Genomic DNA, 26,106 nt, shown 5'->3' with positions numbered 1-26,106 from the left:
GGTCGTTCAGGCCGCCGCGCCCGACTGGCGCAGCACGGCGATCTCGCTGTCGGTATAGCCCGCCTCGCGCAGGATGGCGTCGGTGTGTTCGCCCAGTTCCGGCGGGCGGCGCGGCGGCACCTTGCCGCTGACCTCGACCTCCAGCGGATTGGCGAGCGCGCGCGGCAGGTCGCTGCGGCCGGTGGCGACGAACGCGCCGGCGGCCTCCGCCTGCGGATCGGCGATCACGTCGCGCAGGCTGGCGATGACGCCGAAGGTGATGCCCTCGGCGCCCAGCCGACGCTTCCAGGCCGCAAGGTCGTCGCCGGCGAAGGTGGCGTCGAGGATCGGTTGCAGCAGCCGGGCGTTGGCCTGCCGCGTCGGACGTTCCTTGAATCTCGGGTCGTCGGTCAGCTCGGGCAGGCCGATGGCGCGGCAGAATGGCGGCCACTGCTTGTCCTCGCGCACCAGCACCAGCGACAGCCATTTCTGGTCGCGCGTGCGATAGACGCCGACCAGTGCGTTGCGCGTCTCGGTGCGCGGGCGGCGCGGGTCGCCGAAGCCGCCGGCCAGCGCCGCCTGCACCAGGCTGCCGTTCGACCACAGGCCGTTGTGGATCAGGCTGGTGGCGACGCGGCTGCCCTTGCCGCTGCGTTCGCGCGCGTAGAGCGCCATCATGATGCCGCCGAACAGGGTCATCGCCGTCGGATGATCGCCCTGCGCCGGCAGGGTGAGGATCGGCGGCCCGTCGGCCACGCGCATGGCGTCGATGATGCCGGAGCGGCCGAAATAGGCTGTGACGTCGTAGCCCGGCTGGTTGGCCTCCTCGCCCGCCTCGCCATAGCCCGACAGCGAGGCGTAGATCAGCCGTTCGTTGAGCGGCGCGACATCCTCGTAGCGCAGCCGCAGCCGTTCGCGAACCGCCGGCGGAAAGTTGGTGACCAGCACGTCGGCGCTCATGACCAGGCGGTCGAGCGCGGCGCGTCCCGCGGGATGCTTCAGATCGAGCACGATCGAGCGCTTGCCGCGCGCCTCCAACTCCCAGCCGAAATTCACCGGCGTCACCGGCATGCCGGGCGAATCGCCGGAGCGGCGATGCGGATCGCCATCGAACGGCTCGACCTTGATCACGTCGGCGCCGAAATCGCCCAGCACCGTTGCCGTCGCCGGGCCGGCGATGAAGGAGGCGATGTCGAGGACGCGCAGACCCGTCAGCAGCGGCGCCACGCTCATCCCACCGCTCCGCTCTCGCGCAGCGCAGCGATGTCGCAATCGCCGTAGCCGAGGTCGCGCAGGATCGCGTCGGTGTGCTCGCCCAGGGCCGGCGCCGGCCGTGCCGGGCGCTGCTCGGCGAAGTCGACGCGCAGCGGATTGGCGATGCTGCGCGGCAGCGCCGGATTGGCGGTGGCGCGCACGGCGCCCGCCGCCGCGGGCTGCGGATCGCCGGCGATGTCGGCCAGCCGGTTGATGTCGCCGAAGGTGATGCCGACCGATTTGAACAGCGCGCCCCATTCGGCCAGCGTCCGGGCGGCGAAGATCGGATCGAGGATCGCGGCCAGCGCCGCACCGTTGGCGCGCCGTGTCGGCATCTCCCTGAAGCGCGGATCCTCGACCAGATCCTCGCGGCCGATCGCCTTGCAGAACACCGGCCACATCTTCTCCTCGCGCGCCAATGCGAGGTTCAGCCAGCGATCGTCCGACGTGCGGTACTGGTTGACCACGGCCGAGCGCGGCCGCGTGCGCGGCGGTCTGTTCGGCAGCACGGCGCCCAATAGCGCGCCCTGCGCCAGGATGCCGTTGGCCCACAGCCCGTTGCCCAGCAGCGAGGTGCCGACCTCGGCGCCGCGGCCGGTGCGGTCGCGCTGGCGCAGCGCGATCATGATCGAGGCGAACAATGCGGTGGCGGTGGCGTGGTCACCCGAGCCCGGCGCCGAGAAGGCCGGCGGCGCGCCTTCGTAGGTCATGGCGTCAAGCAGGCCGGCGCGCGCGAAATACGCCGTGGCGTCGAAGCCCGGCTGGCCGGCATCCGGCCCGCTCTCGCCGTAGCCGGTGAGCGAGGCATAGATCAGCCGCTCATTGAGCGGCCGCAGATCCTGAGCGCGCAGCTTCAGGCGCTCGCGTACGGCGGCGGGATAGTTCACGACGGCGATGTCGGCCCTTGCCACCAGCTTCTCGAAGGCGGCGCGGCCCTCGGCATTTTTCAGGTCGACGGCGAAGGAGCGCTTGCCGCGGCTGGTGAACTCCCAGCAGAAATTCACCGGATGCGGCGGCACGCCGTGCGACTGGCCGAAACGGCGGAAGGGATCGCCCTCGCCCGGCGGCTCGACCTTGATCACGTCGGCGCCGAAATCGCCGAGGATGGTGGCGGCGGCCGGCCCGGCGACGAAGGTCGACACGTCGAGCACCAGCAGCCCGGAAAACGGCAGGCTCTCGTCCGTCATGATCCGCGTCTCTCCCCGACCGGCCGAGGCAACACCACGCGCCCGGCCAGCGTCAACACGGCAGCCTCACCGCGCGCCACCCTGCGAAAGGCGCCACAGCATGGCCGCCGCGATCGCCGCGATCGCCACCGCCAGGACGGCGTAGGCCGGCGTGAAGCTGCCGGCGGCCTGCACGATGGCGCTGAAGATCGCCGGTCCGATGACGATGCCGGCGAACATGAAGGCGGTGATGCCGCCGCTGGCCTCCGCGGTACGACCGGCGGGCGCGCGGCGCGCCACCTCGCCATAGACCACGCCGGCCCAGCCGATGGTCGTCGCGCCGAGCACGACACTGAGCGCGAGGATGCCGATCGAGGGCCAGTCGACGGCAAGCCGCGTCACCGCCAGGGTCGCCAGCGCCGCCACGATGGCGAGCCCCGTCAGCACCAGCAGCGGCCGGCCCGACCAGTCGGCGATGGCGCCCCAGACGACGCGGCCGGCGACGCCCGAGAGCTGCGCCACCGCCAGTGCGAAGCCGGCGGCGGTCAGCGACAGGCCGATCTCCACCAGATAGGTAACGTAGAACGCCGAGACACTGACCTGCCCGGCCGACAGGGTGGCGGCCGTCAGCGCGATCAGCCGCAGGTCGGGCTGGCGCCAGATCAGCGCCATGCTGCCCCACAGCCCGGGCAGGCTCACCGGCCGCGCCGGATCGCGGTCGCTGTCCATGTCCTGGCGCCAGAGCTGGATGGCGAGCACGGACAGGACCGTCGCGACCGCCACCGCGACCAGCGCGCCGCGCCAGCCCCACATCAGCGTCACCCCGGGCAGGATGGCGCCGGCCAACGCGCCGCCCAGCGGCACGCCGGTCTGCTTGATCGACAGCACGGTGCCGAGAACCCGCGAGGGCGTGACGCGGAACAGCAGGTGCGAGCTGGCCGGCGTTGGCGCGCCCATGCCCAGACCCATGATGACGGCACAGAGCATCAGCCCGGCAACATGGCCGCTGAGCGCCAGCCCCAGCGCGACGGCGCCCATCAGCAGGCTGATCTGGCACACGCGCACCGGGCCGAAGCGCGGCACCAGCGCGCCGCCGATCAGGGCCGAGGCCATGCCGCAGCCGAACAGCGCCATGGTGTAGATGCCGATGTTCGACGGCGCGACCCCGGCCTCCGGGGCGATCACCGGCGCCAGCACGGCGATCGCCGCCGCGCCGACCGAGACCATTGACTGCACGCCGAGCATGACACCCAGCGAGGGAGCGAAGGCGCGCAGATTCGCGAGGACGACGACTGTCATGCGCGCGCACCCTAGCATCGGGCCGGCGCGCCCTGCCGTGCCGATGGCTCAAGGCTGCAATTCTCACGGTTGGCCGGATGGCGTAGCCTGCCGCGCCATGAGCATCCTGCCAGATTTCACGCTGCGGACGCCGCGCCTCCTGCTGCGCGCCTTCACGCCGCAGGACGCCCAGCGTGTCTTCGAGATCCGGTCGGACTTCGAGGTCACGCGCATGCTGGTATTCCCGGCCTACCCGCCAGTGCTGGAACACGTCGCCGCCTGGCTGAGAGAGCACGCGGTCGAATGGCGGGCGGGTACGGCCTATCGTTTCGCCGTCGTGGTCGACGGTCGGGTCATCGGCTGCGCCGATGTCGACGAGATCCAGGACGGGTGCGGTGAGCTCGGTTACTGGCTCGAGCGGGACTACTGGGGTCGCGGCCTGGCCAGCGAGGCCGCCGCCGCGGTGCTGGCCTTCGCAACGGGCACACTGGGCCTTCGCCGGCTGCAGGCCGGTCACGCCGCCGACAACCCGGCCTCCGGCCGCATCCTCGAACGGTTGGGCTTCCGCTGGGTCGAGGATCGCACGCGCTGGTACAACTCCCGCCGGGCCGACGTGCCGCGCCGCCACTACGTGTTCGACGCCATTGGCCATTCGTGAGAGCGTGACGCCATGGAGATGATCCGCCGCGACCTCGCCGCCGCCCAGGCTCAGGCATGGTCGGAGGTCGGCGAACCCGGCACCTGGTGGAACGGCGCCGAGCGCGTGGCGATCGCCGCCGAGACGCGTCGCGCCGCGCAATGCCGCCTGTGCGCCGCGCGGAAAGTGGCGCTGTCGCCGTCAATGGCCGCCGGCGACCACGATACGCCCGGTGTCCTGCCGGCGCCGGCGATCGAGGCGATCCATCGCATCCGCACCGATCCCGGCCGGCTGGGCCATGGCTGGTATCGCGGGATCGTCGAAGCGGGCCTCGACGAGGAGCGCTATGTCGAGCTGGTGTCGGTGATCGCCATCACCGTCGCGGTCGACACGTTCCGCCGTGCGAGCGGCCTCGAGCCGTGGCGCTTGCCGGCCCCGAAGCCGGGCATGCCCACGCGTCGCCGGCCGACCGGCGCGAAGCCGGGCGTGGCATGGATGGCGACGCTGCTGCCCGACGATTGCACCGCCGAGGATCCGGACCTCTACCAGGCCCAACCCGGGCCGCGCCGGCGCGGCGGAGGATACGTGCATCACGCGCTGAGCCTCGTGCCGCGCTCGATGATGCATTGGTGGGACATGTTCGAGGTGATGTACCTGCCATCGGCGGCGATGCGCGACTTCGCCCGCGAGTACCGCGCCGTCAGTCACGCCCAGATTGAGCTGCTGGCCTCGCGCGTCGCGGCCCTCAACCAGTGCGTCTATTGAACCGCCAGCCATGCGGTCCTGCTCCGGGCGAGCGGCAGACACGGCGGGCAGGAATACGAGCTCGATGGGGTCGCCGGCGGCACCGATACCGGGGTCCCTGCATCGACGCTGTTGACGGCGTTCGCCGACAAGGCGCTGGCCGACGAGCCAGGGACCCTGGCGAGCGCGCGTGCCGCGCTGGTGGCCGCGCTGGGCGAGGCGGCCATGATCGACGCTGCGGCGGTGATCGCCGGCTTCGATGGCATCACCCGCATCGCCGACGCCACGGGCATTCCGCTCGAGCCGCCCAAGGCGGAGGCGGTCGCCGATCTGCGCACGGCGCTGCGACTCGATCGTTTTCTCAGCGAAAAGTCGTGATGCGAAACGCCCTGCCGATGGATGCGCTGTTTCTTTGACTCGCCCGCAGGCCGCTCGTAGGGTTCCCGCCGTCGAGCGATCCGCCAAGAGGCGCCGGCACGAGGGCTCGAGAAACGACCAGGACACATGCAGGCCTACATCGCGCGCCGTCTGCTCGCCCTGATTCCCACGCTGTTCTTCGCCAGCGTCATCGTCTTCGTCACTGTCCGCCTGATCCCGGGCGACATCATCGACCTGATGCTCAGCCAGAACGACATCAGCGCCGGCAAGAAGGACCGCGAGGCGCTGCAGGCCGCGCTCGGCCTCGACCAGCCGATGTACACCCAGTACTTCAAGTGGATCGGCGCAATCCTGTTCTCCGGCGACATGGGCAAGTCGCTGTGGCAGAACACGCCGGTCACCGAGCAGCTGCTGCAGCGCCTGCCGGTGACCTTCGAGCTCGGCCTGCTGTCGCTGCTGGTCGCGCTGACCGTGGCGATCCCGATCGGCGTCTACTCGGCGATCCGCCAGGACACGGCCGGCGACTATGTCACCCGCTCCTTCTCGATCCTGATGCTGGCGGTGCCGAGCTTCTGGCTCGGCACGCTGGTCATGGTCTTCCCGTCGATCTGGTGGGGCTGGTCGCCGCAGATCCGCTTCGTGCCCTTCTCGCAGGACCCGATCCAGAACCTCAGCCAGATGATCGTGCCCGCGATCATCCTGGGCTGCTCGTTATCGGCCATCACCATGCGGCTGACGCGCACCATGATGCTGGAGGTGCTGCGCCAGGACTACGTGCGCACCGCCTGGGCCAAGGGCCTGAGCGAGAGGCTCGTAGTGATGCGCCACGCGCTGCGCAACGCGCTGATCCCCGTCGTCACGCTGATCGGCCTGCAGGCGCCGATCCTGATCGGCGGCGCCGTCATCATGGAGCAGATCTTCGTCATTCCTGGCATGGGCCTGCTGCTGCTCGAGGCCGTCAGCCAGCGCGACTATCCGATCATCACCGGCGTGTTCCTCGTCGTCGGCCTGGCGGTGATGCTGATCAACCTGATCGTCGATCTCAGCTACGGGCTGCTCGATCCGAAGGTGCGCTATCGATGACCGCCGTCGCCGAAGCCGCCGTCGCCCAGGCCAAGCCGCGGCCACGCCGCGGGCCGTTCATGGAATTCCTCGTCCGCCTGTTCCGCGAGAAGCCGCTGGGCGCGGCGGGCGCCGTGATCTTCGCGATCTTCCTGTTCTGCGGCGTGTTCGCCGATCTGCTGGCGCCCTACGGCTACAACCAGATCAGCCTGATGAACCGGCTCAAGCCGCCCAGCCTGGCCTTTCCGTTCGGCACCGACAATTCGGGCCGCGACATGCTCTCGCGCTGCCTCTACGGCGCGCAGCTCTCGGTGATCATCGGCTTCTGCGCCGCCGGCCTGGCGACCGTGATCTCGATCGTGCTCGGCGTGCTGACCGGCTATCTCGGCGGCAAGTTCGACATGGTGGTGCAGCGCTTCGTCGACGCCTGGATGAGCTTCCCCGAGCTGATCGTGCTGATCGTCGTCGTCTCGGTGGTCGGCCCGGGCATGCCGCAGATCATCGTCGTGCTGGGACTGGCGCTCGGCATCGCCGGCTCGCGCATCGTGCGCGGCGCCGTGGTCTCGGTGCGCGAGAACATGTACGTGCACGCCGCCAAGTCGACCGGCGCCAAGACCTTCCGCATCCTGTGGCGCCACGTGCTGCCCAACGTCATGGCGCCGGTGATCGTGCTGTTCACCAATCGCGTGGCGGTGGCGATCCTCGCCGAGTCCGGCCTGTCCTTCCTCGGCTTCGGCGTGCCGCCGCCGGCGCCGACCTGGGGCGGCATGCTCAGCGGTTCGGGCCGCGCCTACATGTACCAGGGACCCTGGCTGGCGCTGGCGCCGGGTCTGTGCCTGACCATCGTCGTCTACGCGATCTCCGTCTTCGGCGACGCGTTGCGCGACCTGCTCGACCCGCGCATGCGCGGCTCGCGTTGAGGCGTCCGACCGGCGGGGCGGACACCCATCGGAGGGAGAGTGGCATGGCATGCGGCATCGTGTTTGGTGGCGGCGAGATCAACGTGCTCGACGGCGCGCGCAGAGTCCTGCGGTACGTCGGCTGAGCGCGTTTCAGGCGCGGCAGGACGAGCGGTCCACCGCGTCATTTGCGACGGGCGAACGAAACGAAATGGAGGATCGCATGATACGGGGATTGAAGCGCACCATGCTGGCGGGCGCGACGGCGCTGGGGCTGGCGACGACTTCCGCGCTGGCCGAGAACACGGCGCCGAAATACGGCGGCACGCTGGAGGTCGGCACGGTCTACATCACGCTTTCGGCGCTGTCGTGGGATCCGCACGACTGGAACTGGAAGCTCAACCACGACACCGGCATGTTCTACGAGCAGCTGTTCGCCGCCGACCTGACCAAGGCCAAGCGCAACGGCGGCAAGTTCTCCTTCGTGCCGGACGCCTGGCTGTCGAACGAGGCGATGCGCGGCGAGCTGGCCGAGAGCTGGGAGTGGAAGGAGAATCCGCCCCGGGTCGAGATCAAGCTGCGCAAGGGCATCATGTTTCCCGAGAAGCAGGGCGTGATGAAGGCGCGCGAGTTCGTCGCCGATGACGTGGTGTTCAGCTTCAACCGGCTGAACGGCAGCCCGCGGCGCATCAAGGACTACTTCGCGCATGTCGAGAAGGTCGAGGCGACCGACAAGCACACCGTCGTCTTCACCTTCAAGGACTACTTCGCGGAGTGGGACTACCGGTTCGGCTGGGGCTATTTCTCGGTGATCATGCCCAAGGAAGTGGTCGACGCCGGCGCCACCAACTGGAAGAACGTGGTCGGCACCGGGCCGTTCCAGCTCGGCGATTTCGTGCAGGGCAACTCCAACACCTACACGCGCAACCCGAACTACTGGGACAAGGAGACCATCGGCGGCAAGCAGTACCAGCTGCCCTATCTCGACAAGGTGGTCTACCGCACGATCAAGGACGAGGCGACGTGGATCTCAGCGCTGCGCACCGGCAAGCTCGACATGCTGGAGGCGATTCGCTGGCAGAACGTCGACAGCCTGAAGAAGAGCGCGCCGCAGCTGCAGTGGAACCGCTGGCTCAACCAGTCCGGCACGTTCATGGCCTTCCAGGTCGACCAGAAGCCGTTCGACGACGTCCGCGTGCGTCGCGCGCTCAATATGGCGGTGAACAAGCAGGAGATCGTCAAGGCCTACTACAATGGCCATGCCGAGCTCTTCGCCTACCCGATGCATCCTGACTATGTCGGCTACTTCGAGCCGCTCGAGTCGATGCCCGATTCGGTGAAGGAACTGTTCACCTACGACCCGGCCAAGGCCAAGAAGCTGCTGGCGGAGGCGGGCCATCCCAACGGCTTCAGCTTCAAGGTCCAGGTCTGCGCCTGCAACCCCGACCATATGGATCTGCTGCCGCTGATCGCCGCCTACCTCGAGCAGATCGGCGTGAAGATCGAGATCCAGCCGATGGAGTACGCCGCGTTCCTCTCGGCCATGACGACGCGCAAGATGACGCCCGGCTACTTCATGAACAACGGCCACACCAACCCGACGACCACGATCCGCAAGAGCTTCACGACGGGCCAGCAGTGGAATCCGTCGGGATGGTCGGACAAGGCCTATGATGCGCGCATGGACGAGGTCTATCGCACGCGCGACGAGTCCAAGCGGCAGGCCATGCTCAAGGAGATGACGCGCGAGATCCTCGACAAAGCGCCGTACATCTGGATGCCGACGCCCTACGTCTATTCGGCGTGGTGGCCGTGGGTGAAGAACTACGGCGGCGAGCTGCGTGCCGGTGCCGTGCGCCCCGGCCCGATCTACGCGCGCATCTGGGTCGACCAGGACCTGAAGAAGAAGATGGGCTTCTGAGCGCACCGTGGCAGAGCCCCTCCTCCAGGTCCGCGACCTGACGACGCGTTTCCGGACCGACGGCGGTGTGGTCACCGCCGTCGATTCGGTGTCCTTCGACGTCGCCGCCGGCGAGACGGTGGCGATCGTCGGCGAGTCGGGATCGGGCAAGAGCGTCACCGCGCTGTCCATCCTGCGCCTGATTCCCAACCCGCCCGGCAGGATCGAGCGGGGCGAGGTGATCTTCGACGGCGTCGACCTCTTGAAGCTCGACGACTCCGGCATCCGCGCCATCCGCGGCGACAAGATCGCCATGATCTTCCAGGAGCCGATGAGCTCGCTCAATCCGGCGCTGACCATCGGCAAGCAGATCGGCGAGCCGATCAACCTGCACCGCAGGGCGCCGTGGAATGTGGCGATCGACAAGGCCAAGGAGCTGCTGGGCCGCGTGCGCATCCCCGATGCCGCCGCCCGCGTCAACGCCTGGCCGCACCAGTTCTCCGGCGGCATGCGCCAGCGCGCCATGATCGCCATGGCCCTGGCCTGCCAGCCCAAGCTGATCATCGCCGACGAGCCGACCACCGCGCTCGACGTCACGGTGCAGGCCCAGATCCTCGATCTCTTGAAGAACCAGGCCCGTGAGGCCGGCTCGGCGCTGATCCTGATCACCCACGATCTGGGCGTCGTGGCGCGCTACGCCGACCGCGTCGTGGTGATGTATGGCGGACGCATCGTCGAGACCGCGCCGGCGCGCATCCTCTACAAGTTCCCGCGGCATCCCTATACCAGGGGCCTGATGGCCTCGATCCCCCGGCTCGACGGCGATACGCGCCAGCGCCTGGTGCCTATCGAGGGTCAGCCGCCCAACCTCGCCCAGCTGCCGCCGGGCTGCGCCTTCGCCGCGCGCTGCAGCATGGCGACGCAACGCTGTCACGACGAGCGGCCGCCGCTCGAAGCGGTGGGCGAGAGCCACTTCAAGGCCTGTTTCCTCGAGGCACGTGCCGAAGCCCATGCCTGACGCCACCACCGCCGCATCCGACGAGATCCTGCGCGTCGAGGATCTCAAGGTTCATTTCCCCGTCATGAAGGGGGTGATCGTCCAGAAGCAGGTCGCCACGGTGAAGGCGGTCGACGGCATCTCCTTCAGCCTCAGGCGCGGCGAGACGCTGGGCCTGGTCGGCGAGAGCGGCTGCGGCAAGTCGACGACGGGGCTGGCCGTGCTGCGCATGCTGCCGCCGACCGAAGGCCGCATTGTCTTCGAGGGCGAGGACATCGCGGGCTACGACGAGGAGCGCATGCGCCATACGCGACGGCGCATGCAGATGGTCTACCAGGATCCCTACGGCTCGCTGAACCCGCGCATGCGCGTGCGCGACGTCGTCGGCGAGCCGCTGGAGGTGCACGGCCTGGGCAACGACCGCAAGGCGTTGCGCGAGCGCGTCTCGGCGCTGATCTCGATGGTCGGGCTGTTGCCCGACATGGTCGACCGTTACCCGCACGAGTTCTCCGGCGGCCAGCGTCAGCGCATCGGCATCGCGCGCGCCATGGCGCTCGAGCCGTCGCTGATCATCTGCGACGAGGCGGTTTCGGCGCTCGACGTGTCGATCCAGGCGCAGGTGGTGAACCTGTTCATGGAGCTGCAGCAGCGGCTGGGCCTGACCTACATCTTCATCGCCCACGACCTCGCCGTCGTGCGACACATCAGCGACCGCATCGCCGTGATGTATCTCGGCAAGATCGTCGAGATCGCCACGCGCGACGAACTCTATCGCGACCCGCTGCATCCCTATACCCGGGCCCTGCTGGCGGCGATCCCGATTCCCGATCCCGAGCTCGAGGCGACGCGACCACAGCAGATCATCACCGGCGAGGTGCCGAGCGCCTTGCGGCCGCCGCCCGGCTGCCGCTTCCACCCGCGCTGCCCGCACGCGATGGATGTCTGCAAGACACAGGAACCGCTGCTCAAGGGCCGCCCCGGCGGCCGCGCCGTGGCCTGCCACCTGCATCCGTAAATTCCCTTCCCCCGGAGGGGGAAGGTGCCCGAAGGGCGGAAGGGGGATGTCGAAGACGAACGCAGGTGTCCGTCTTCGACGTCCCCCATCCGGCGCTGCGCGCCACCTTCCCCCTCCGGGGGAAGGTATGGTGAGTTACGGCCGCAACTGATGACGGAGTCCCCGATGGTCGCGCGCATCGCCCAGGCCCTGGTCGCGAAGTACGGCGAGAAGGCCGACGCCGCGACGCTGTCCGTCACCCTGTTCGACCCCGACGGCAACGTCGTCGATCCCGCCGACCGTGCCGCCATCCGCTTCGCGCGCTTCCACTGGACCGGCTGGCGGCTGCTCGAGCCCTACCAGGCCGGGCAGTCGACCACCGACTACGTCATCGAATCGGCCGGCGGCACCGCGAAGTGGTCGATCGCCATCACCACGCTTTCGGCCAGCGGCAAGGTGATCGCCGCCAAGGCCGATGGTGAGCTGACCCCCACCGTCGCCACCTTCCTCACCCGGCTCGCCACAAAGCTTTGAAGTCGGATCAGGCGAAGCCCGCCTGAATTGTCTTCACGAGCGATATGTAATGTTATAACGTTCCCTGGAAAGCAGCCGCTTGGGGGACGCGTATGTCCATGATTCGAAAGACTATTCTCGCCTTTTCCGGCCTTCTGGTCGCCGCCCCTTCGATCGCACAAACCACCTCGCCGACCATCACCCTGCCGCCGCTGGAAGTGACCGGCATACCGCTGTCGCGCAGCCTCGACGACGTCGCCGCGCCGGCATCGGTGCTCGCCGGCCCGGGCCTCGATCAGCGGCGCGCTGCGACACTGGGCGAGACGGTGCGCGAGGTGCCGGGGGTGACGTCGAGCCATTTCGGCGCCGGCGCCAGCCGCCCGATCATCCGCGGCTTCGATGGCCCGCGCGTGCGGGTGCTCAACGACGGCGTCGACACCCTAGACGCCGCCTCGGTGAGCCCGGACCACGCCGTCACCAGCGATCCGTTCGGCGCGCGGCAGATCGAGATCCTCAAGGGCCCGTCGACGCTGCTGTACGGCGGCGGCGCGATCGGCGGCGTGGTCAACGTCATCGATTCGCGGATCCCGACCGCGGTACCGACACGCGGCTACCAGGCCGACACCGGCCTGCACTTCAACAGCAGCGCCGAGGAGATCGCCGGCTTCCTCGGCTTCACCGTCGGGCACGGCAACGTCGCGGCGCGGCTCGAGGGCACGGCGCGCAACGCCCAGGACTACTACACCGCCAGGGGATTTGGCGATCCGCCGTCGCGGCGCGTGCGCAACTCGTTCAACAACGGCTGGAACTTCAGTGCCGGCACGTCGTGGATCGACAGCTGGGGCTACGTCGGGGCGGCCTACGGCGAGTACCGCAGCCAGTACGGCCTGCCCAACGAGGAGACCGTGCTCATCAACATGCGCAGCCAGCGGCTCGACATGCGCGGCGAGGTGCGCGAGCCGTTCGACGGCATCGAGAAGGTGCGCTTCCGGCTGGCCAATGTCTGGTATCAGCACCAGGAGGTCGAGGACGAGTCGATCGCCACGACCTTCCACAACCACGCCTTCGACGGCCGGCTCGAGGTGGTCCACCGCCTGTTCGACGGGCTGCGCGGGGTGGCCGGCGTGCAGGGCTTGCGGCGCGACTTCACCGCGATCGGCGACGAGGCCTTCCTGCCGCCGACCCTGACGCAAAGCTTCGGCCTCTTCCTCATCGAGCGCTACAGCTTCGGCCAGTTCCACGTCGAAGGCGGGCTGCGCTACGACTGGCAGCACATCCGGCCCACGGGCGATCTGCCCACCCGCCGGCACGACGGCTTCTCCGCCTCGATCAGCGGCACGTGGGACTTCGCGCCGGGCTATGCCGCCACCATCGCCTTCTCGCGCTCGCAGCGCCTGCCGACGGCCGAGGAGCTGTTCGCCAACGGCCCGCACATCGCCACCGGGCAGTTCGAGGTCGGCGACGTCAACCTGCGGCCCGAGACCTCGTACAATCTGGAGATCGGCCTGCGCAAGAAGACCGGCGCGCTGCAGTTCGGCGTCAGCGTCTATCGTAACGTGGTGAACAACTTCATCTTCCAGTCCGACACCGGTGCGATCATGGACGACCTGCGCGTGATCAACTTCCGCCAGGCCGATGCCGAGCTCTACGGCCTGGAGGCCGAGGCGAAGTACGCGGTCAACGACAATATCGACGTCTCGGTGTTCGGCGACTACGTGCGCGCGCGGCTGACCAACAGCGACAACCTCCCGCGCATTCCGCCCGGCCGCCTCGGCGCCCGCATCGACGCGCGCCACGAAATTGGTCCGGGAAGCCTGAGCGGCTTCGTGCAGTTCTATCACGTCTTCGGCCAGGGCCACGTGGCGCCGGTCGAGACCGCCACGCCGGGCTACAACATGCTCAACGTCGGCATCGCCTATGGCGGGCAGTTCAACCCGATCAATACCTGGCAGGTCTACCTGCGCGCCAACAATCTGCTGAACGAGCATGCCATCGCGCACACCTCGTTCATCAAGAACGCCGCGCCGCTGCCCGGCATCAACCTGACACTGGGCACGCGCTTCACGTTTTAGACAGCCGCGCTAGAGCCACGAGCGGCCAATCAGATGCACCTGTCATCCCGAGCGCAGCGAGGGATCCAGGCAGCCTTCCTGGATCCCTCGCGGCGCTCGCGATGACAGGATGAGTCTTGATATTGCGTGCGTCACTCTAGCTAGCGCGGCACCGCCACCTGGCCGCGGATCTCGCCATTGGGATAGCGCTGGGTATGGACGTTGACGTACCACTTGCCGGCGATCAGATCGGCGAGGCCGTTCTGGTCGATCACCGACTTGCCCGTCGTGCCCTGTCCGGCGCAGCTGCCCTGGATCGGCACCACGACGCCGGCGTTCTGGGCCTCGCTGGCCGGTCCGTGGAAGTGCATGCCCGTCACCGGCCCGCTCAGCCCGCTGCACTTGATGTTCCAGGTCAGCTCGCGGCTGGCCATGTTGACCACGCCTTCAACCGTGCCCGAGCCGGCGGTCTGCGCCGGGGGCACCTCCTTGGCGCCAGTGAGCGAGGCGGTGACGCGGCGATCGGACGGGCCCTGGCCGCCCTGCGCCAGCACCATGCCGCCCGCGGCCAGCAATCCGGCGGCGGCGGCGATCAGGATGCGTGAGAACATCGGCTTGCTCCAGACAGAGGGGACGTCCCCTGGCCAGGAAACGTCCCCGTTCTCTCCAGGGTTGCCGAAGCCGCCTCAATGCTGGTTGTGCGCACCACCCGGCCGCGAGATGCCCTTGAGCGCCTGGCCGGCATGGCCGCTGTCGCGCGTCGTTGCGACGTCGCCGAGCGAGAGGATGCCGACCAGCCGCTTGTCGCGGCTGACCACCGGCAGGCGGCGGATCTGCTGGTCGCCCATGTTGCGCGACACCGCCTCGACGGTCTCGTCCTCGAAGCAGTACTTCACTTCCTTGCTCATCACGTCGCGCACCCTTGTGTCGGGCCCCTTGCCGTCGGCCACGGCACGGATCGCGATATCGCGGTCGGTGATCATGCCCACGAGCTTGTCCTTGTCGCCCACGGGAAGGACGCCGGCGTCGATGCTGGCCATCAGCTTGGCCGCCTGCTGGATGGTCTGGTCGGGGTTGGCGATCTGGACGTCGCGCGTCATGGCGTCGCTGACATGCATGGCCTGCCTCCGTTGCTGCGGCTATCGACCGCCAACGTCCGCAGCCGACGCAGGTTCCGGACTGGTCAGACGGCGATGAAGCCGGGCTTGCGACCGCCGACGGAGACGAGAAAGCGCGCCATGGCAGTGGCCACCTGGCGCACCGCCGGCCGCGCCGTCATGCGCTCGCGCCACGCCAGCAGCCGGCCGACATCGGCCGGCATCGGCGCGCCCAGCCGGTCGGCAAAGAACTGCGCCATGTAGAAGGCGATGTCGGCGTAGGAGAAATCGCCGGCCAGGTACTCGCGATCGTCGGCCAGCAGCGCCTCCATCTCGCGGTCGTAGGCAATCGCCGCGGCGATCGCCGTGACAGCTGCCGGCTCGTCGAGGCTGCGCTGCAGACCCATCAGCCGGATGATGTGTGGAAAGAAGACCTCATCGGACTTCATCTCCAGGAGCCGCGCCCGGGCGCGGCCCTTGACGCTGGTGGGCCAAAGCGGCGGCTGCGGCCTGATCTCCTCGAAGTACTCGAAGATCTGCGTCGAATCGAAGATCTCGAGATCGCCGTCGATCAGCACCGGCACCTGGCGCTTGGGGTTGACGCGCAGCACCTCGGGATGCTTGGGCTCGTACAGCGCCTTCATGTCGAAGGCCACCATCTCGACCTTGACGTCGAGGCCCTTCTCCAGCGCGGCGATCTCCGCCTTGGCGCCGAACATGCTCAGTGGACCTGAAAAGAGCCGCATCGACATGAATCATCCCTCGCTTCGTTGGCGCGTTGCTGACGGCATTGGCGAAGCCGTTGGTGCTGTTGTTGGAAACTACTCCCGTTGCGCCATTGACTACATTGAACCCCGTTCCACTGAGCACGAGCAGATCGAGCGCCGTGTTGGTCGCGTTGGCGAAGGTCAAGGTTCCGTTGTTGATGACGACTCCGTTCATCCCCGACACGGTAATGGCGGAGTTTGCAGGCTGGCCCGGTTGACCCGCGAGAAACCGAAAGGTCCCGCCATTGTCGACAGTCAGCACCGTGCCCGCGCCCGTCATGTTGATGTAGCCGTTCAGGGTGGCAGCCCCCTGGATCGTGAGGGTTTGGCCCGGCGCCGACAATGTGCAGCCGGCGGTCTCGTTGCCGGTGACGACAGTGCAATCCGCCAACGCGATCCGATCCGGGAGAATGGACAGGGCAACAGAGTCTGCGCCAGGGTGCAGCGCTCGCGCAATGTTCGTGCTGATCTCTTGCTTCCTTGTACCGCTGGTTGTCGCGGCGCACATCACTTTCCCGGCACGAGGCGCAGACGAAGCGACGGCGCGTATCAGGTCGCGTAGTCGGGGCTTTCGCGATCGAGGCGGCGCCTCAGCGCCGCCCACGGGCGCTGCCCCTTGCTCTCGAAGCTTTCGAACTGCCGCGCGGTGTGCTCGGCGACCGAGTCCGGCGCCACGACGATCTTCTGACCACCCTGCGTGGCGGCAATCTGCAGGCGGCAGGCCTGCTCGAGGTAGTACATCTCGTAGAAGGCATCGCCGACGGTGCGGCCCGTGGTCAGCAACCCGTGGTGGCGCAGGATCATCGCATTGTTGTCGCCGAGATCACGCACCAGCCGCTCGCGTTCGTCGAGATCGAGCGCAACGCCTTCGTAGTCGTGATAGCTGGTGCGGCCGAAGAACTGCATCGACATCTGGTTCAGGGGCAGCAGGCCCTGCTCCTGCGCCGCCACCGCCATGCCGGCCGTCGTGTGGCTGTGCATGACACACTGTGCGTCTTCGCGCGCCATGTGCACGGCCGAATGGATGGTGAAGCCGGCATTGTTGATCCTGGCCTCGTCGATCTTCTCGATGGCGTGGCCCTCGGGGTCGACGGCGATCAGGCTCGACGCCGTGATCTCGTCGAACAGGTAGCCAAAAGGGTTGAGCAGGAAGCGGTGCTGCTTGCCCGGCAGGCGCACCGACAGGTGGGTGAAGATCAGGTCGTCCATGCCGAAGCGGGCGAACAGGCGATAGGCCGCCGCGAGGTCGCAGCGCAGCTCCCACTCCTGGGGATCGATATTGCGTCGGTCCGTCATGTCATCACCTCGGTCTGGTGGGAACGCAGGATAGACCAGGCGGCCGCCTGTCGCAGGCGACGCGGTCCCGTGATCCTCATCATGGTCCGGAGCGGCGGCGCCGGCGGGGAATCGCCGGCGCAAGTCCGTCAGTTCTGCGCCGGCCCTTCGGGCTCCTGCGCGGCGTCATCATGCCCTTCGCTTCAGCTCACCCGTTCGAGGTAGCTCTCGAACACGCCGACATGGACATGCGCCGGATCGGCGTTGTTGGGCCACAGCTCCTCGGCGTTGAAGCGCACGTCGTAGGTCGGCTCGTCCTCGGCGTGGATGCCGTGGGCGTGCGCATCGGGGAACGGATACTTCGGCGACACGCCGACGACGATGCCGGTCTTGCCGCGGATGTAGCCGGGCATGCGCACGTGGCCGGGCACGTGATCGGTGCGCACGCGCACCTTGTCGCCGGGCTTCAGCGTCTGGCGCGTCGGCACGTTGCCGCGGCCCGGCGCGCTGGGCATGGCGAGCGGGAACTGGCCCTGGGCGCGGCGCTCCAGCTCCTCCTGGGTGAGGATGCCCTTCTCGACGCACAGCGTGGCGAGGCTGGTCAGCGAACGCTCGTAGTAGCTCGCCGACAGATAGTGCCTCGGCTCCATGCGCTCGATGGCGTGGCGGTACTCGTCCATGTTGAAGATGCCGGCCTTCACGGCAAGCGAGTACAGCGCATTGACCCGCTTCTCCCACGGTTCGTGGAAGGTCTGCGCCTTGAGCGCATAGCGCACGCGGCCGAAGCCCTGCCGGCCGCCCATGTCATGGATGCCGTCCATCGCTCAGGTCCCCGGCACGCGCGCGACGCCGATCATCATGTCCTTGCTGATCAGCGCGGCGAGCTTGTCCTCGGACCAGCCCTCGGTGCCCGAGGGACGCATCGGCAGCACCATGTAGCGCGTATCGGCCGTGGTGTCCCAGACGCGGATCTCGGTTGAGGCCGGCAGGTCGAGCCCCATCTCCTTCAGCACCGTGCGCGACTGGCGCACGACGCGCGCGCGGTACTCCAGGTCCTTGTACCAGTCCGGCGGCAGGCCGATGATCGAGAAGGCGGTGCACGAGCACAGCGTGCAGACGATCACGTTGTGGATGTCGGCCGTGTTCTCCAGCACGACGAGATGACGGTGATGCGCCGGCATGCCGAGCCCGAGCTCGGCCACCGCATCCCTGCCATTGGCCATCAGCCGCGCCTTGAACGCCGGATCGGTCCACGCCCTGGCGCAGACGCGCGCGCCGTTCTCGGGCAGCCACTTCTCCTCGGCGAGCTCGCGGAACTCGTCGATGAACTCCTTGGGCTTCATGCCGCGCTCCTCGAACGCAGCCTGAATCGCATCGACCCGCGCCTCGACGGACGCGGTGTTCAGACGGATATGGATGTTGTCGGGCATGGGATACCTCCACCTGCCATATGGGCGGCAGATTGAGGGATCAGAGGGGGCAGTTCAATGCCCGATCAGTGCGTCGACAGCCACGCCCCGATCCCCGCGCGGGCCTTGGCGTAGGGGTCGACGGCGTAGAGGTCGTCGGTGCCGATCTTCTTCTTCCACTTCTTGAACCAGCTATCCATGTCCTCGAAGTTCACACCCTGGCCGCCCGAGCTCTGGGTGATGTGCGGCACGTGCGTCGTGGGATGCCACGCCACCTGGACGATGTGGTCGATGCCCTTGGGCCGCTCGATCGCGTCGTTGGCAACGGCGTTCATGCCGATGATCATGCCGGGCAGCAGCTTGTCGGTGGAGAACGCCTTGCCGGTAAGCCAGCCGCCGGTTTCCTTCTTCCAGCCGGTCATCTGCCACGCCGCCGCGGTGTCGAAGAGCTTCTTGAACTTGGCCGGCAGCAGCTCGGCCGCGACGCCGCCCACCAGCTCGTCGTAGATCGCGCAGTTGGCGAACTCGACCCAGCCCGAGCAGTCGATGCTGCCCTTCTCGACGTCGCGCACCTTCTGGCTGTAGGTCACCGCGTCGTACTTCTCCGTGAGCTCCCACAGGCGGCGATTGACGTAGAGCGTCAGCGGATCGAACAGGCCCGGCCGGTAACCGATGGGCAGCAGCGCGACGCTGCGCACCCAGCCCTGCGTCGCGCCGCCGATGCCCAGGATCTCCGGCAGGGTGCGGCCGCCCAGCGCGCGGTTGCGCATGAAGCCGGGTCCGGGGATGGCCTCGCATTTCGGCCCGGCGTCGCGGCGCGGGCTGAGCCAGCCGCTGGTCGGCGCCATCGACATGGTGCGCACGTCGATGAACGACCAGCCATCGGCGCGGAAGCTCTCCTCGACCAGGGTGCCGGCCGACAGGCGCGTGCGCGGATTGGGTTCGCGCAGGCCACCGAAATCGCGCGCCAATGGCACGTTGTCCGAGACAATCTGCATGTAGTTGCGCATGACCCTGCTCCGCCCGGACCCACCGGAAAGAAGGTGAGCGTTTGGTCAATAATACACGAGGAAGGGGGCGGCGTCACTCCGCTGCCGTCGCCGCGCCCGGCGGCTTCACCGTGATCATGCCGGGGCGGAAGCGGTCCTGGAACGGCGCGGTGTCGATCTCCTCGAGCCGGATCTCGCCCGCCAGCACCTTGCGTTTCCAGTCCTGGTGCTCGGGCTCGGCAGCGTGAAACTCCGGCATCACCTCCCTGGCGAACAGCTCGAGCGATTCGCAGATGTGCTCGTGCGTGGTCTTGCCGGCCTGGTTGAGCAGGATCACCTGGTCGATGTTCGAGGCCTGGAACTTGCGCAGCTTGTTGCGGATGGTCTCGGGCGAGCCGATCAGGCCGCCGGCGATCGAGCGCCTGGCCTGGTCGGGGTTCTCGCGCTTCCACTTGTTGTACTCGTCCCACATGTTCACCGTGCCCGGCGCGGGACGCTGGCGGCCCTTCGACGCGCCATAGAACTGCAGCGCGAACTGGAAGAAGGTCGAGCCCTCGGCGCGGCGGCGCGCCTCCTCGTCGGTCTTCGCGCACATGAAATAGCTGACCAGCGCGATGTTCGGGTTGGTCTGGTAGTCCTCGAGCTTGTCGAGGTGGCGGGTGAAGGCGTTGTAGTAGGCGTGCACCCAGGCATGGGCGGCATCGGCGCTGACGAACTGGAAGCCCAGCGCGCCCATGCCGCGGCGGCCGGCCATTTCTATGGTCTGCAATTGCGAGCAGGCCACCCACAGCGGCGGATGCGGCTTCTGCAGTGGCTTGGGCAGCACGTTGCGCAGCGGGAACTTGAAGTGCGGCCCGTCGTAGGAACAGCCGCCGTCGCGGAACATCGGGATCAGGGCGCGCACCGCGTCCTCCCAGATCTCGCGCTTGCGCTCCATGTCGACGCCGAACGGTTCCAGCTCGGTGATGCTGGCGCTCTCGCCCATGCCGAACTCGACGCGGCCGTCGCTCAGCAGGTCGAGCGCCGCGATCTTTTCGGCCACCTTGGCCGGGTGGTTGGTGGTGAGCTGGAAGATGCCGTGGCCCAACCGGATGCGCTTCGTGCGCTGGCTGGCGGCGCCGAGGAAGACCTCGGGCGCCGGCGAATGCGAGTACTCCTCGAGGAAATGGTGCTCGACCTCCCAGGCGTAGTCGAAGCCCAGCTGGTCGGCGAGTTCGCACTGCGACAGCGCGTTCTTGTACAGGCGGTGCTCGTCGCCTGCTTCCCACGGACGCGGCAGCTGCAGCTCGTAGAAGATGCCGAACTTCATGGTCGCGCCCTCCTGTCGTTCCGGACGCAAGCGCACCCCGATTTGCTTTCGGGAGCAAGGCCTCAAAGCCGCATGGCGGCACCTCCATCGCCGCCCTTCCCTCCGGCGCCAAGCGGTTCATACTCCGGCCAAATACACGGGAGGCGACGATGCCCGACGGTGTGGCCCAGGCGAAAGCAGGCGACCGCCCCAACGCCCTCTATGCCCGGCTGGAGGAGCGCATCCTCGACCGCGACCAGGTCGGGGCGCTCGACACCTACCACCAGCTCTGCAAGGCCGGCCGGCCGCTGCCCGAGATGCTGGCCGAGGCGGTGCGCATCCACGCGCCCTACACCCACGTGCCCTATCACGAGCGCATCGACGACGGGTACGTGAACTTCGTCAACAACGACCACTGCCTGCTGAGCGCGCGCGCCACCCTGAACCTCGCGCGCCTGCTGCCCGGCGCGCAGGCCGGCCTGCCGATGGCGCAGACCATCTGGTACATCCCGACCGGGCTGGACATCTGGAACCAGAAGATCATCAAGGCGCCCGGCCACTACGCCCGCGGCTTCCAGATGCCGGCGGGGCCGCCGCCTTCGCCCGTGGTGCACTGGGCCGACCAGGAGCCGCTCAAGCTCGACGGGCCGCTGAAGGAGCGCCTGCAGCACTGGGCGACCCTGGTTCATCGCGGCCAGGTGGTCGACGCCTATCGCGTCTTCCTCGGCCTCATGCAGAACAAGGATGAGCGCCGCGCCGCTTTGGCCGAGCTTGCCTTCGCCGGCCTGATCGACGTGCAGGACCGCGCCTTCCAGAACCGCTCCTACACCACCGGCCACAAATCCTTCCGCGCCCGCGCCACGGTCGAGCTGGGCGATGCGATCGGCTGGGACGACGCGCACGACGTGCTCTATGCCGGCGCGCTCGATATCGCCGTCGGCCCGCGCTGGTACTCGCTCTACGAGATGGCCTGCAACGCCGTCACCGTCTACATCGAGGGCCAGGTGCTGCACGCCGTGCCCTATGGCGGCACCACCGAGCGCGAGCGCGCGCTGCTCGACAACCGCGAACCGATGAGCGCAGCCGACACCGAGGCCTTCCTCGAGATCGTGCTGCGCCAGCCGGAGCCGGCCAACATCGAGGCGCTGGCGCGGCTGCTCAACGCCGGCAAGGATCCGCGCTCGATCCTCGACGCGATCCAGCTCGGCGCCGCCGAGGTGGTGATCGAGACCAACATCGACGTGAACTTCTCGCTGCCGCAGCACTGCTACGAGTACTGCAACACGCTGGGCTGGTTCTGGGACAACTTCGCCCATCAGCAGCGCATCAAGCTGCTGTTCCTCGCCACCGCCTATCTCAACCAGGCGGCCTGGCACCAGCAGCTCAGCGGCGACTTCGCGCGCACGACGGTGCGCGCCCCTTCGGGCGCCGATCGCATGACGGCGGCCGAGATCGTCGAGCGCCTGACGTCCGCACTGATCGCGCTCGACGGGCAGCAGAGCATGGCGTGGACCAAGGCCTACCTCGACAGCGGCACCGACACCGGCCCGCTGGTGCGCGCGCTGGCGCTGGCGGCGAGCCGGCTGGGCAACGATCCCCACAACCAGGAGATCGCCCACTGCATGATCGAGGACTACCTCAAGAACAGGCAGCCCGATCGCGGCCGCCTGCTGCTGGCCTGCGCCCAGCACACCGCGGCGCATCGCAAGTACGGCGACGCGCTCGATTGCAGCCGCCGCTTCGGCCGGGCCTTCGATCTGGCGGAACTCGGTTGAGCCGCTGTCTGGGCCTTCTGGGCGGCGTCGGCGTCGGCGCCGCGGTGCACTACTACGAAGCGCTGGCCGGCGCGCACGCCGCCCAGGCCAGGCCGCTGCCGCTGGTCATGGTCAACGCCGACATGCCCACCGGCCTGCGCTACGTGCAGGCCGGCGACCTCGAGGGCCTCGCGCAGTATCTCGCCGGCCTGATCGGCCGCATGCGTGACGCCGGCGCCGAGCTGGCCGCCATCCCCGCCGTCACGCCGCATATCTGCTTCGACGAGCTGGCGCCGATCTCGCCGCTGCCCCTGATCGACATCGTGCCACCGCTGGCGGGCAGCCTGCGCGCGCAGGGCGTGCGCCGTGCCGCGCTGTTCGGCACGCGCTTCACCATCGAGAGCGCGATGTTCGGCCGGCTCACCGATGTCGAGCTCGTCACGCCGCGCGCCGACGAGGTCACCGCCATCCACGACGCCTACATGCGCACGGCCAATTCGGGCAAGGGCGCGGAAGGCGATCTGCGCCTGCTGAGCGAGATGGCGCACACCCTGATCGACCGCGACGGGGTCAAGACGATCATCTTCGCCGGCACCGACCTGTCACTGCTGTTCGACCCGAGCAACACGACCTTCCCGGCGATCGACTGCGCGCAGCTGCACATCGAGGCGATCCTGCGCGCGCAGGGGCTTTAACCTGTCATCCCGAGCGCAGCGAGGGATCCAGGGTAGCTGCCTGGATCCCTCGCTGCGCTCGGGATGACAGCTGTGCCAGCTTCCTGGTTCGCCGCTCTAACCCACGACCTTGATATAGGTATCCTTCATCACGATCAGGCCGTTGCGGAAGGTGTAGAGGTCGCAGCCCAGCCAGGACTGCCTCTCGCCACTTTTCAACGTCGCGGTGCGGTGCCACTCCGTGACGGCGCGGTCGCCGTGGATGAACTCGCTGGTGTGCTTCCACTGCACGTCGCTGACATTGGCGAACAGCGGCTCGAAGTAGCTGCGGATCGCGGCGTGCCCCTTGAAGCTCTGGCCCCAATAGTCCGGTCCCCTGGCGTTGCGGAATTCGCCGTCGGGGGCGAAGGCGGCGACAATGGCATCGACGTCGCGCCTCGCGAAGGCCGCGCCCACCGCGCGCAGCTGCTCCATGGTGACATGGGATGTCGGGGCACCATCCATGGTGTGTCCGCTCCAATCGGTCAGCAACATTACCAGCGGGTGTTGCCGCAACGTCACAGCTGCTGGCGATCGAATGCTAGCACGGCCGACGTCACTTCCGGTGCCTGCAGTTCGTGCGTAGATTTCCCGCGAGCGAGAACGCTTTGGGGGAAATCGGATGATCTTGTGGCGCAAAGACCTGCTGGCAGGCGGGGTGCTGGCGGTTGCGATGAGCGCGGGCGCGGCGAACGCCCAGGTGCAGACGCCGGGACCGTTCGGCTCGCTCACCGGTTTCTATGGCTTCCGCGGCGGCTCGAACACCGAGCTGTTCACCGGCGGCGGCGGTATCGGCGGCGTCACGCCGGGACGCACCCTGGAGGGCATACTGCATGGTGGTTTCCGCTTCGGCGATTTCGACGTCGCCGTGGGCCTGACCGGCGGCACGCTCTCGCAGCGCTCGACCGCGTTCGCCGGCACCGGCATTGCCACAAACGAGGCGCGCTTCTTCGCCATCGACCTCGAGGGCGGCTACAACGCCGCGTTCGGCCCGGTTGGCGTGCGGCCCTTCATCGGCGTGCGCTACGGCAACTGGAAGCACACCTATGGCGTGCCAACCTCGCCGGGTGCCGGCTCGCCCGCCTCGGCGGACATCAACACCTGGGGCATCGGCCCGCGGTTGGGCGTCGATGGCGCTGTGCGTCTGAGCGAGATGTTCAGCCTGTTCGCCGGCGGTTCGGGATCGGTGATGTTCGGCCGGCTCAACGAGTCCGGCTTCTTCACCGGCGCCTTTGCGCCGCCCAACCAGAGCGTGACCCGCACCACGTACAATTTCGACGGCAAGATCGGTGTCGCCATCGAGCCGATCCCGCTGCTCAGCATCGCCGCCGGCTATCGCGTCGAGTACTGGGGCGGCGTGACGCTGACCAGCTTCACGACAGCGGCCGCCGGCCCGGGCGCCGGCCGCGGCAACCGCTTCACGCACGGCCCGTTCGTGCGCGTCGCCTACAATATCGGCGCGCCTGCGGCTTCGCCGGTGCCAGTGCCGCCGGATCCGGTGGTGGTCGACGGCAAGGCCTACATGGTGTTCTTCGATTTCGACCGCTCGACCATCACGGCGACCGCCGCGACGACGATCAAGCAGGCCGCAGCCGACGCCAAGGCAGGACGGAAGACCCGCATCGGCGTCACCGGCCACGCCGATCGCTCGGGCTCCGATGCCTACAACATGGCCTTGTCGCTGCGCCGCGCCAATGCAGTCAAGGATCAACTGGTCCGCGAGGGCATCCCGGCCACGGCAATCTCGGTCGTCGGCCGTGGCGAGAGCCAGCCGCTGGTGCAGACCGCCGATGGCGTGCGCGAGCCGCAGAACCGTCGCGTCGAAATCGTGCTGCAGTAAGCGCGACTCTACCCGTCAACGCGAAAGGGCGGCTTCGGCCGCCCTTTTTATTTGCTACGACGCCGCGCTCGACACCGTCGCGCGCGCCGGCGACGGGTTGGCCTCGGCCTGCAGCATGCGCTCGACGATCCAGCGGTACTGGCTGAGCGCCTGGTCGGCGCGGATCGGCACCATGCGGAAATCCGGCCGCTTCTCGAGATTGCGCGCCTGGGCGGTGATCATCGCGCGGTCTTCCTGGAACGCCTCGACCACGCTGTCGTGCACCGACTGCGTCACCTCCGGCCGGTCGAGCGCGAAATTGTGCGGCTGGCCGTAGAAATAATGGGTGGCGGTCTCACTCTCCGGGGTGAGCGCCTGGCAGCTGTGGAAGCACGCGGCGCCGATCCGGCTGCCCTCGGGCGCGCCGGTGCCGACCGGCGCCATGCCCGAATCCATCAGGAAGATGCCCGGAACGACAAAGTCGTAGATGTTCCAGCGATCGACGTTGCCGGGGAAGGATTTGACCTTCTGGATGAAGGGCGGCGGCGCGATGTCGAGCGCCCAGCGCGTGACCCGCACGCCGCGCTCGATGCGCTCGACCTTGACCGGGCTCTTCGCATAGTCCTCCGAGCCGCCCAGGGTCGTCGGATGCACGTAGGGCAGGTGCGCCAGATCGAGCAGGTTGTCGCAGATCAGCAGGTAGTTGGTGTCGTAGTGGGTATAGCCGCCCTTGATGCTGCGCCACGCCGGATCGTCGAGCCAGTGCGTGTCGGGGATCAGCGCCGGGTCGGCCTTCTCGACATCGCCCATCCAGATCCAGATCCACTGATACTTCTCGACAATCGGAAAGGTGCGCACGCGCGCATTGGCCGGCACGAGATCCTGTGACGGCACCTCGATGCACTTGCCGGCGCGGTCGAACAGCAGGCCGTGATACATGCAGCGCACGCAGTCGCCTTCACGGCGTCCGCGCGACAAGGGCGCGCCGCGATGGCAGCACATGTCCTCGAAGGCCACGACCTGTCCCTGCGCGTCGCGCCACAGCGCCAGCGGCGTGTTGAGGATGGTGCGCGCCAGGAAGCCGTCGGCCGGCACTTCGCCCGACCAGCCCGCGACGTACCACGTGTTGCGGATGAACATGGC

At 68.2% G+C, this 26,106-nt stretch carries 26 protein-coding genes; 13 read left to right on the top strand and 13 right to left on the bottom strand.

Annotation, left to right across the window (positions count from 1 at the left end; translation table 11 throughout):
- Positions 1-6 precede the first annotated feature (6 nt).
- From KF889_10545 to KF889_10535, 3 genes are all read right to left on the bottom strand, one after another.
- Complete coding sequence (locus KF889_10545; protein MBX3499873.1) at positions 7-1,212, bottom strand: CoA transferase; 1,206 nt, start codon at positions 1,210-1,212, stop codon at positions 7-9.
- Positions 1,209-2,420: a CoA transferase gene (locus KF889_10540; GenBank protein MBX3499872.1), complete on the bottom strand. Its 1,212-nt coding sequence runs from the start codon at positions 2,418-2,420 to the stop codon at positions 1,209-1,211. Before KF889_10540 ends, KF889_10545 begins: the two co-directional genes overlap by 4 nt.
- Positions 2,421-2,486: 66 nt before the next feature.
- Positions 2,487-3,698, bottom strand: coding sequence for an MFS transporter (locus KF889_10535; GenBank protein MBX3499871.1), 1,212 nt, complete (start codon positions 3,696-3,698; stop codon positions 2,487-2,489).
- A gap of 97 nt (positions 3,699-3,795) precedes the next feature.
- On the opposite strand from KF889_10535, the gene KF889_10530 reads away from it, so the two are divergent.
- The 10 genes from KF889_10530 to KF889_10485 all read left to right on the top strand — a co-directional run bounded on the left by KF889_10530 (position 3,796) and on the right by KF889_10485 (position 13,873).
- On the top strand, positions 3,796-4,335 hold the full coding sequence (locus KF889_10530) for a GNAT family N-acetyltransferase (GenBank protein ID MBX3499870.1): 540 nt from the start codon (positions 3,796-3,798) through the stop codon (positions 4,333-4,335).
- 12 nt (positions 4,336-4,347) lie between these two features.
- A complete protein-coding gene (locus KF889_10525; GenBank protein ID MBX3499869.1) occupies positions 4,348-5,079 on the top strand; it encodes a hypothetical protein in 732 nt (243 codons plus the stop codon).
- A 111-nt stretch (positions 5,080-5,190) separates the two neighbouring features.
- The gene (locus KF889_10520) at positions 5,191-5,436 is read left to right on the top strand and encodes a hypothetical protein (protein ID MBX3499868.1); all 246 of its coding nucleotides are present in this window, start codon (positions 5,191-5,193) and stop codon (positions 5,434-5,436) included.
- Positions 5,437-5,562: 126 nt separating this feature from the next.
- On the top strand, positions 5,563-6,519 hold the full coding sequence (locus KF889_10515; GenBank protein MBX3499867.1) for an ABC transporter permease: 957 nt from the start codon (positions 5,563-5,565) through the stop codon (positions 6,517-6,519).
- Positions 6,516-7,418 carry an ABC transporter permease gene (locus KF889_10510; protein MBX3499866.1) on the top strand — a complete coding sequence of 301 codons (903 nt, stop codon included), beginning with the start codon at positions 6,516-6,518 and terminating at the stop codon, positions 7,416-7,418. Before KF889_10515 ends, KF889_10510 begins: the two co-directional genes overlap by 4 nt.
- A 190-nt stretch (positions 7,419-7,608) precedes the next feature.
- The gene (locus KF889_10505) at positions 7,609-9,318 is read left to right on the top strand and encodes an ABC transporter substrate-binding protein (protein ID MBX3499865.1); all 1,710 of its coding nucleotides are present in this window, start codon (positions 7,609-7,611) and stop codon (positions 9,316-9,318) included.
- A 7-nt stretch (positions 9,319-9,325) separates the two neighbouring features.
- Complete coding sequence (locus tag KF889_10500; protein MBX3499864.1) at positions 9,326-10,315, top strand: ABC transporter ATP-binding protein; 990 nt, start codon at positions 9,326-9,328, stop codon at positions 10,313-10,315.
- Positions 10,308-11,309 (top strand): ATP-binding cassette domain-containing protein, encoded by a 1,002-nt coding sequence (locus KF889_10495; GenBank protein MBX3499863.1) that lies wholly within the window; start codon positions 10,308-10,310, stop codon positions 11,307-11,309. Before KF889_10500 ends, KF889_10495 begins: the two co-directional genes overlap by 8 nt.
- 165 nt (positions 11,310-11,474) lie before the next feature.
- Complete coding sequence (locus tag KF889_10490; protein MBX3499862.1) at positions 11,475-11,822, top strand: hypothetical protein; 348 nt, start codon at positions 11,475-11,477, stop codon at positions 11,820-11,822.
- Positions 11,823-11,914: 92 nt separating this feature from the next.
- Complete coding sequence (locus KF889_10485) at positions 11,915-13,873, top strand: TonB-dependent receptor (protein ID MBX3499861.1); 1,959 nt, start codon at positions 11,915-11,917, stop codon at positions 13,871-13,873.
- 140 nt (positions 13,874-14,013) lie between these two features.
- Here KF889_10485 and KF889_10480 read toward each other — a convergent pair whose 3' ends face one another.
- The 8 genes from KF889_10480 to KF889_10445 all read right to left on the bottom strand — a co-directional run bounded on the left by KF889_10480 (position 14,014) and on the right by KF889_10445 (position 20,698).
- Positions 14,014-14,463, bottom strand: coding sequence for a CHRD domain-containing protein (locus KF889_10480; GenBank protein MBX3499860.1), 450 nt, complete (start codon positions 14,461-14,463; stop codon positions 14,014-14,016).
- 75 nt (positions 14,464-14,538) lie between these two features.
- The gene (locus KF889_10475) at positions 14,539-14,970 is read right to left on the bottom strand and encodes a CBS domain-containing protein (protein MBX3499859.1); all 432 of its coding nucleotides are present in this window, start codon (positions 14,968-14,970) and stop codon (positions 14,539-14,541) included.
- A 65-nt stretch (positions 14,971-15,035) separates the two neighbouring features.
- Positions 15,036-15,701: a glutathione S-transferase family protein gene (locus tag KF889_10470; protein ID MBX3499858.1), complete on the bottom strand. Its 666-nt coding sequence runs from the start codon at positions 15,699-15,701 to the stop codon at positions 15,036-15,038.
- A gap of 564 nt (positions 15,702-16,265) precedes the next feature.
- A complete protein-coding gene (locus KF889_10465) occupies positions 16,266-17,012 on the bottom strand; it encodes a class II aldolase/adducin family protein (GenBank protein ID MBX3499857.1) in 747 nt (248 codons plus the stop codon).
- A gap of 182 nt (positions 17,013-17,194) precedes the next feature.
- Positions 17,195-17,812 (bottom strand): nitrile hydratase subunit beta, encoded by a 618-nt coding sequence (gene nthB, locus KF889_10460; GenBank protein ID MBX3499856.1) that lies wholly within the window; start codon positions 17,810-17,812, stop codon positions 17,195-17,197.
- A 3-nt stretch (positions 17,813-17,815) separates the two neighbouring features.
- Entirely contained in the window at positions 17,816-18,421 is a 606-nt protein-coding gene (gene nthA / locus KF889_10455; protein MBX3499855.1) for a nitrile hydratase subunit alpha, read from the bottom strand.
- A 65-nt stretch (positions 18,422-18,486) separates the two neighbouring features.
- Positions 18,487-19,410 carry a hypothetical protein gene (locus tag KF889_10450; protein MBX3499854.1) on the bottom strand — a complete coding sequence of 308 codons (924 nt, stop codon included), beginning with the start codon at positions 19,408-19,410 and terminating at the stop codon, positions 18,487-18,489.
- Positions 19,411-19,483: 73 nt separating this feature from the next.
- Entirely contained in the window at positions 19,484-20,698 is a 1,215-nt protein-coding gene (locus KF889_10445) for an LLM class flavin-dependent oxidoreductase (GenBank protein MBX3499853.1), read from the bottom strand.
- A gap of 149 nt (positions 20,699-20,847) precedes the next feature.
- Between KF889_10445 and KF889_10440 the strand changes: the two genes are divergently transcribed.
- Together KF889_10440 and KF889_10435 are read left to right on the top strand one after the other, a co-directional pair.
- Positions 20,848-22,452 (top strand): hypothetical protein, encoded by a 1,605-nt coding sequence (locus KF889_10440; protein MBX3499852.1) that lies wholly within the window; start codon positions 20,848-20,850, stop codon positions 22,450-22,452.
- A complete protein-coding gene (locus KF889_10435) occupies positions 22,449-23,126 on the top strand; it encodes an aspartate/glutamate racemase family protein (GenBank protein ID MBX3499851.1) in 678 nt (225 codons plus the stop codon). The genes KF889_10440 and KF889_10435 overlap by 4 nt, the downstream gene beginning before the upstream one ends.
- Before the next feature lie 96 nt (positions 23,127-23,222).
- Here KF889_10435 and KF889_10430 read toward each other — a convergent pair whose 3' ends face one another.
- Positions 23,223-23,609, bottom strand: coding sequence for a nuclear transport factor 2 family protein (locus tag KF889_10430; protein MBX3499850.1), 387 nt, complete (start codon positions 23,607-23,609; stop codon positions 23,223-23,225).
- 157 nt (positions 23,610-23,766) lie between these two features.
- On the opposite strand from KF889_10430, the gene KF889_10425 reads away from it, so the two are divergent.
- Positions 23,767-24,984, top strand: a complete 1,218-nt coding sequence (locus tag KF889_10425) for an OmpA family protein (protein MBX3499849.1) — start codon at positions 23,767-23,769, stop codon at positions 24,982-24,984.
- A 54-nt stretch (positions 24,985-25,038) separates the two neighbouring features.
- On the opposite strand, the gene KF889_10420 is transcribed toward KF889_10425, so the two are convergent.
- Entirely contained in the window at positions 25,039-26,103 is a 1,065-nt protein-coding gene (locus tag KF889_10420) for an aromatic ring-hydroxylating dioxygenase subunit alpha (GenBank protein ID MBX3499848.1), read from the bottom strand.
- Between the last annotated feature and the right edge of the window lie 3 nt (positions 26,104-26,106).

It is taken from the genome of Alphaproteobacteria bacterium (assembly GCA_019635875.1).
Classification (GTDB): domain Bacteria; phylum Pseudomonadota; class Alphaproteobacteria; order Reyranellales; family Reyranellaceae; genus JAFAZJ01.
The sequence above is the reverse complement of the archived record's forward strand: the minus strand, read 5'-3'. Positions and strand labels throughout refer to the sequence as shown.

Bases quoted from the DNA above. Each gene is read 5' to 3' on its own strand.
- KF889_10485 (MBX3499861.1), top strand. From the start codon at position 11,915: ATGTCCATGATTCGAAAGACTATTCTCGCCTTTTCCGGCCTTCTGGTC.
- KF889_10540 (MBX3499872.1), bottom strand. From the start codon at position 2,420: ATGACGGACGAGAGCCTGCCGTTTTCCGGGCTGCTGGTGCTCGACGTG.
- KF889_10545 (MBX3499873.1), bottom strand. From the start codon at position 1,212: ATGAGCGTGGCGCCGCTGCTGACGGGTCTGCGCGTCCTCGACATCGCC.
- KF889_10430 (MBX3499850.1), bottom strand. From the start codon at position 23,609: ATGGATGGTGCCCCGACATCCCATGTCACCATGGAGCAGCTGCGCGCG.
- KF889_10515 (MBX3499867.1), top strand. From the start codon at position 5,563: ATGCAGGCCTACATCGCGCGCCGTCTGCTCGCCCTGATTCCCACGCTG.
- KF889_10445 (MBX3499853.1), bottom strand. From the start codon at position 20,698: ATGAAGTTCGGCATCTTCTACGAGCTGCAGCTGCCGCGTCCGTGGGAA.
- KF889_10505 (MBX3499865.1), top strand. From the start codon at position 7,609: ATGGAGGATCGCATGATACGGGGATTGAAGCGCACCATGCTGGCGGGC.
- nthB (MBX3499856.1), bottom strand. From the start codon at position 17,812: ATGGACGGCATCCATGACATGGGCGGCCGGCAGGGCTTCGGCCGCGTG.
- KF889_10495 (MBX3499863.1), top strand. From the start codon at position 10,308: ATGCCTGACGCCACCACCGCCGCATCCGACGAGATCCTGCGCGTCGAG.
- KF889_10480 (MBX3499860.1), bottom strand. From the start codon at position 14,463: ATGTTCTCACGCATCCTGATCGCCGCCGCCGCCGGATTGCTGGCCGCG.
- KF889_10510 (MBX3499866.1), top strand. From the start codon at position 6,516: ATGACCGCCGTCGCCGAAGCCGCCGTCGCCCAGGCCAAGCCGCGGCCA.
- KF889_10425 (MBX3499849.1), top strand. From the start codon at position 23,767: ATGATCTTGTGGCGCAAAGACCTGCTGGCAGGCGGGGTGCTGGCGGTT.
- KF889_10530 (MBX3499870.1), top strand. From the start codon at position 3,796: ATGAGCATCCTGCCAGATTTCACGCTGCGGACGCCGCGCCTCCTGCTG.
- KF889_10440 (MBX3499852.1), top strand. From the start codon at position 20,848: ATGCCCGACGGTGTGGCCCAGGCGAAAGCAGGCGACCGCCCCAACGCC.
- KF889_10420 (MBX3499848.1), bottom strand. From the start codon at position 26,103: ATGTTCATCCGCAACACGTGGTACGTCGCGGGCTGGTCGGGCGAAGTG.
- KF889_10475 (MBX3499859.1), bottom strand. From the start codon at position 14,970: ATGCATGTCAGCGACGCCATGACGCGCGACGTCCAGATCGCCAACCCC.
- KF889_10450 (MBX3499854.1), bottom strand. From the start codon at position 19,410: ATGCGCAACTACATGCAGATTGTCTCGGACAACGTGCCATTGGCGCGC.
- KF889_10535 (MBX3499871.1), bottom strand. From the start codon at position 3,698: ATGACAGTCGTCGTCCTCGCGAATCTGCGCGCCTTCGCTCCCTCGCTG.
- KF889_10470 (MBX3499858.1), bottom strand. From the start codon at position 15,701: ATGTCGATGCGGCTCTTTTCAGGTCCACTGAGCATGTTCGGCGCCAAG.
- nthA (MBX3499855.1), bottom strand. From the start codon at position 18,421: ATGCCCGACAACATCCATATCCGTCTGAACACCGCGTCCGTCGAGGCG.
- KF889_10465 (MBX3499857.1), bottom strand. From the start codon at position 17,012: ATGACGGACCGACGCAATATCGATCCCCAGGAGTGGGAGCTGCGCTGC.
- KF889_10490 (MBX3499862.1), top strand. From the start codon at position 11,475: ATGGTCGCGCGCATCGCCCAGGCCCTGGTCGCGAAGTACGGCGAGAAG.
- KF889_10525 (MBX3499869.1), top strand. From the start codon at position 4,348: ATGGAGATGATCCGCCGCGACCTCGCCGCCGCCCAGGCTCAGGCATGG.